Source organism: Brevundimonas sp. UBA7838 (genome assembly GCF_002500885.1).
GTDB classification, from domain to species: Bacteria; Pseudomonadota; Alphaproteobacteria; order Caulobacterales; family Caulobacteraceae; genus Brevundimonas; species Brevundimonas vesicularis_C.
In genome coordinates this window covers 1,130-5,253 of sequence record NZ_DLTK01000021.1, presented here as the reverse complement: position 1 = coordinate 5,253, position 4,124 = coordinate 1,130, and the positions used below count along the sequence as shown (strand labels likewise).

7 protein-coding genes and 1 pseudogene are annotated in these 4,124 nt (G+C 66.3%); 3 read left to right on the top strand and 5 right to left on the bottom strand.

Going from position 1 to position 4,124, the window contains the following annotated elements:
- From B3T77_RS01045 to B3T77_RS01025, 5 genes and pseudogenes are all read right to left on the bottom strand, one after another.
- A pseudogene (locus tag B3T77_RS01045) lies at positions 1–271 on the bottom strand (hypothetical protein); the annotation flags it as partial.
- Between the two features lie 105 nt (positions 272–376).
- Entirely contained in the window at positions 377–718 is a 342-nt protein-coding gene (locus B3T77_RS01040; protein ID WP_292076259.1) for a hypothetical protein, read from the bottom strand.
- A gap of 464 nt (positions 719–1,182) precedes the next feature.
- The gene (locus B3T77_RS01035; RefSeq protein ID WP_292076257.1) at positions 1,183–1,833 is read right to left on the bottom strand and encodes a DUF1109 domain-containing protein; all 651 of its coding nucleotides are present in this window, start codon (positions 1,831–1,833) and stop codon (positions 1,183–1,185) included.
- Positions 1,823–1,984 (bottom strand): hypothetical protein, encoded by a 162-nt coding sequence (locus tag B3T77_RS01030; RefSeq protein ID WP_292076254.1) that lies wholly within the window; start codon positions 1,982–1,984, stop codon positions 1,823–1,825. The genes B3T77_RS01035 and B3T77_RS01030 overlap by 11 nt, the downstream gene beginning before the upstream one ends.
- 7 nt (positions 1,985–1,991) lie before the next feature.
- On the bottom strand, positions 1,992–2,489 hold the full coding sequence (locus B3T77_RS01025) for a hypothetical protein (RefSeq protein WP_292076252.1): 498 nt from the start codon (positions 2,487–2,489) through the stop codon (positions 1,992–1,994).
- 143 nt (positions 2,490–2,632) lie between these two features.
- Here B3T77_RS01025 and B3T77_RS01020 point away from each other — a divergent pair, with 143 nt between their 5' ends.
- The 3 genes from B3T77_RS01020 to B3T77_RS01010 all read left to right on the top strand — a co-directional run.
- Positions 2,633–3,130, top strand: coding sequence for a GAF domain-containing protein (locus B3T77_RS01020; protein ID WP_292076249.1), 498 nt, complete (start codon positions 2,633–2,635; stop codon positions 3,128–3,130).
- Positions 3,131–3,190: 60 nt separating this feature from the next.
- On the top strand, positions 3,191–3,868 hold the full coding sequence (locus tag B3T77_RS01015; RefSeq protein WP_292076247.1) for an SDR family NAD(P)-dependent oxidoreductase: 678 nt from the start codon (positions 3,191–3,193) through the stop codon (positions 3,866–3,868).
- Positions 3,868–4,124: aldolase/citrate lyase family protein (locus B3T77_RS01010; RefSeq protein WP_292076244.1), on the top strand; the 257-nt coding region annotated here is incomplete at its 3' end. The genes B3T77_RS01015 and B3T77_RS01010, both read left to right, overlap by 1 nt.

The following is a 4,124-nucleotide window of genomic DNA, read 5'->3' as shown; positions in this document are numbered from 1 at the left end:
CGGCGCCGGGCGCGAAGGCGACGCGGCCCGGCAGCTTCAGTTCAGCGCCGCCGCCGCGCTGTACGGCGACGACCGACACCCCGACTTGCGCGGCCTCCTGCGGCGTCAGGGCGACGAAGGCCGCTTCGCTGGGTTCGTCTTCGGTGTGGCCCGTCTCGGCGTGTTCGGCTTCGGTTGGCGGTCGGTCCAGAATGCGCGCGGCGCCGAAGCCCGCGCCTAATGCGATGACCACGGCGGCGCCGGTCATCAGCCAGTATGTCTTCGAAATCATGATCGATCCTCGCCCGGCGCACGGCCGGGCCCAAAGTTCAGGACGCGCGACGTCTCGGCCGCGCGCAGGGCTCAGGATGGGCCGGACGCTAGGTCCAGCCGAGGATCAGGCTCTCGGTGGGCGCTCGGGACCGTCAGGCCGCCCGAGCGGGCAAGCGACGTTGTCGCTCCACGCCTGAGGCTGGCCGAAGACCGCGATGAAACGCGGCGTCGCCAGGTCGCTGGACATGGCGGAATGGGGCGCATGACAGCAGCCGTTGGCGCACGCCGGGCCGCAGTCAGGACATTGACCATCATCGCCGCCGACCGTCTCGACCACCTGGACGCCGCCTGAGGCTTCCGCCGCGCAGGCATGGCTTTCAAACGCAGGCATGGCGAAGGCCACCGTCAGCAACAGGGTGCAAACGAAGGCAAATCGACGGACCATTTCCGACAGCGCTTTGAACATCCGAGGGCTTCATAGCATTCCTGTCCAGAAAAGTCTGCGCTGCAGCTTTCGGTGCCGTCTTCGTTGGATGTTAGTGTGTAGCTTGGCTCAAAAAGAGCATCAGTGACCAAATCTCGGACAAGCGCGAGTTAACTTGTGAAGCTCATAGAGGCGTCCGCTTTTGTCACCAAGCTGCAATGGAGTTCAGACTAAATTTGAGTCGGCTGCGGCGCTATTGGTTTACCAGCTGATTTAAAATTCAGAAACTGATAGATTTCAAGTTAATCCATAAGGGACTTAGATGGCCTATACACACCTTTTTTGCAATGGTTCGTCGCATCCTTCACAGGATTGCGTTAGCTGAAGGGCCGTTCAGCCGCTCAATGTCTAGTTTCTCAATAGTAAATTTAGGCATCGGTTGGTGTACAGCGCTGCGAGTTTAGCAAAGACGAAGATGCGGTGATGCTTGATCGTGAGGAGTATCATTAACGCACTCGCCAGCGGAAGGTGAAACGACCGAGAACCGCGCCCAGGGCCGCGACCAGGCTCATGCCCAAAGTGTACCAGACCGCCACAAAGGCGGCCGTGTGCTCGGGGCAATGCAGGCCATAGACGGTCGCGGCCAGCCCTGCGGTCAGAAGACCGGCGGCGGCGCCGGAGGAAGCGGGCTTCACAGGGGCGAATCGTCTCGCGGCGAAGAATATGAACGGCGCCGCCAGAGCGCCGAGCGACAGGATGTTGGTCGGACAGACCCTGGCGGATCGATCCATGACCATGTCCATCCGCGCGTCAGGCGCAGCGCCCAGCAACTCCACGACAGCCCATCCCGCAGCGACGGCCAAAATGGCTGCTAGCAGGATTGTGGGACGGCGCGTCGAAGCCCCCGGCCGCCCCAGTCGATCCAGGAGCCAGAAACCGGCGGCGCACAGGGCGGCCGTATAGGCCGCCTTCGCCCAGAAGGTCGGTCCCACGACGGCCGACATCAGATCCGGCCTCAGTCCCAGCCACCACACGACACCAGCAAGGGCGACGCCCGCCGCCGGCAGCATGAACAGCAGCACACGACGGTCGACGTCGCTTTGAGACGTGGGCGGCAAGTCCAGCGCCAGGCTGGTGATCAGGTCGTCAGTCTTCATCGTTGGACCCTGCTGCTCCAGCCGCGAAGCGCGCGTTCAGAGCTTTGAAGCTGCGATGGATGCTGACCTTGGCGGCGGCGACGGAATAGCCGTGACGCTCGGCCGCCTCGGCCACGCTCAGCCCGGTGACTTTCACATCATGGATCAACACACGCCGCTCACTTTACGCAGATCCGCGCGCGGTCGTTGATCCAGCAGTCGCCGTCCAGGCGCACGGTCCCGAGACGATCGCCGGCCTTGTCGTCGTCGGGGTCGGCGTTCCAGGTGGCGTCGGCCGAGCCGTCGGCCATCAGGACGACGACGGCGAAATGGGAGTTCTTGGGCTTGCCCTCGGACCAGGCGTTCATCGTATAGCCGCCGTCGCCGAACGGATAGACGAGGCAGGGCTCGTCGAGCAGAACCTTGCCATCGACCGAGAGATAACAGGACTTGCGCGACGCCGCTGGCGTCGCTGACGCTGACGACGAGACCGCAGGGTTCGTGTTGATTTTCGCCGGTTCCGGAGGCGGTGTTGTCGGCTCGGGTGCGGCCGGCGCGGGGGTCTGCGTCGCGTCAGCGGGTCCAGGCGCGCCGGCGTCCTGACCGCAGGCGGCCGCGGCGGCCGACAGCATCAGGACGGCGATCAGGCCGAGCGATCGTGAAAGGGTTGATGTCACGCGAGCCTCCGTCGTTGTCTCCCAGCGCCAACACGGGGGCGTACGGAAGCGTTCCCGGCCAGGCGGCGGCGATTGACGGTGCCCCTCCCCTTCGGCCGAGCCCTCGCCTATATCGCCAGCCTGTCCCGCTCCGGAGTTTTTCCATGGCCTATGTCGCCCGTAACGATCGTCCCACCGACAAGGCGGCGCGCTATCTGGAGGTCGAGGCGGAAGTTCTGGCCGTGCTGGACGGCGAGCCGAATGTGACGGCGCGAATGGCGACGGTGGCGTCGATGCTGGCGGATGCGTTCGAGCACTATTTCTGGACCGGCTTCTACGTCGTGGCGCCGGAAAAGGCGGATGAACTGGTGGTCGGGCCGTATCAGGGGACGCTGGGGTGCCTGCGCATCGCGTTCGGGCGCGGAGTGTGCGGCGCGGCGGCGGCGACGGGTCAAACGCAGTTGGTCGAGGACGTGCACGCCTTCCCTGGCCACATCGCCTGCGACAGCCGTTCGGCCAGCGAGATCGTGGTGCCGGTGCGCGACGCTTCGGGCGCCCTGATCGCGGTGTTCGACGTGGATGCGACGACGCCGGCCGCCTTCGACACGGACGATCAGCAGGCGCTGGAGCGGCTGATGGCGAAGGTGTTCGCCGACGCTTGATCGGCGCCGGTTGATCCGGCCGTGTCCGGCTCTATGGTTCCCGGCGACATGGAGGATCGGATGATGCAGCGGACAGTCGCAATCACGGGCGGACACGGCGTCCTGGGCCGGGCGGTGCTGGAGGCGGCGCTGAAAGGCGGCTGGCAGGTCGCGGTCATCGACCATGCTTCGGGCCATGCCGTGCCCGACGGCGTGCTGGAGATCGGCGGGGTCGATCTGACGGACGCCGGCCAGGCGCAGAAGGCCGTCGACGCCGTGATCGCGCGGTTCGGGCGGCTGGATGCCCTGTTGAACATCGCCGGCGGTTTTGTCTGGCAGACGACCGACGATGCGGAACCGGCCTGGGACCGGATGCATGCGTTGAACGTCACCACCGCCGTGAACGCCAGCCGCGCGGCGCTGGCTGCGCTGAAGGCCTCGCCCGAGGGTCGGATCGTCAACGTCGGCTCGGCCGCCGCGTTGAAAGCCGGGGCCGGCATGGGGGCCTATGGGGCGGCCAAGGCCGGGGTCCACGCCCTGACCCAGGCGCTGGCCGAGGAGTTGAAGACGACAAAGGTGACGGTCAACGCCGTCCTGCCGTCGATCATCGACACGCCGACGAACCGTCAGGACATGCCCGACGCCGACCAGGCGGCCTGGGTCGCGCCGGCCGATCTGGCGGCGGCGATCCTGTTCCTGGCCTCGCCCGAGAGCCGGGCCATGACCGGCGCCCTGGTGCCCGTTACGGGCCGCGTGTGATGCGTAGCGACCGGGTCCGCAGCGTCCTTTATCTGCCCGCGTCCAATGCACGGGCGATTGAGAAGGCGCGGACGCTGGATTGCGATGTCGCCGTGCTGGACCTGGAAGACGCCGTGGCGCCCGAAGCCAAGGCTGACGCCCGCGACGCCGCCGTCGCGGCGGTTCGCCGCGGCGGGTTTGGGCCGCGCCTGGGCGTGCGGATCAATGGGCTGGACACCGACTGGGGGTTGGACGATCTGGCGGCGATGAAGGCGGC

Bases quoted from the DNA above. Each gene is read 5' to 3' on its own strand.
- B3T77_RS01040 (WP_292076259.1), bottom strand. From the start codon at position 718: ATGTTCAAAGCGCTGTCGGAAATGGTCCGTCGATTTGCCTTCGTTTGC.
- B3T77_RS01035 (WP_292076257.1), bottom strand. From the start codon at position 1,833: ATGAAGACTGACGACCTGATCACCAGCCTGGCGCTGGACTTGCCGCCC.
- B3T77_RS01020 (WP_292076249.1), top strand. From the start codon at position 2,633: ATGGCCTATGTCGCCCGTAACGATCGTCCCACCGACAAGGCGGCGCGC.
- B3T77_RS01015 (WP_292076247.1), top strand. From the start codon at position 3,191: ATGATGCAGCGGACAGTCGCAATCACGGGCGGACACGGCGTCCTGGGC.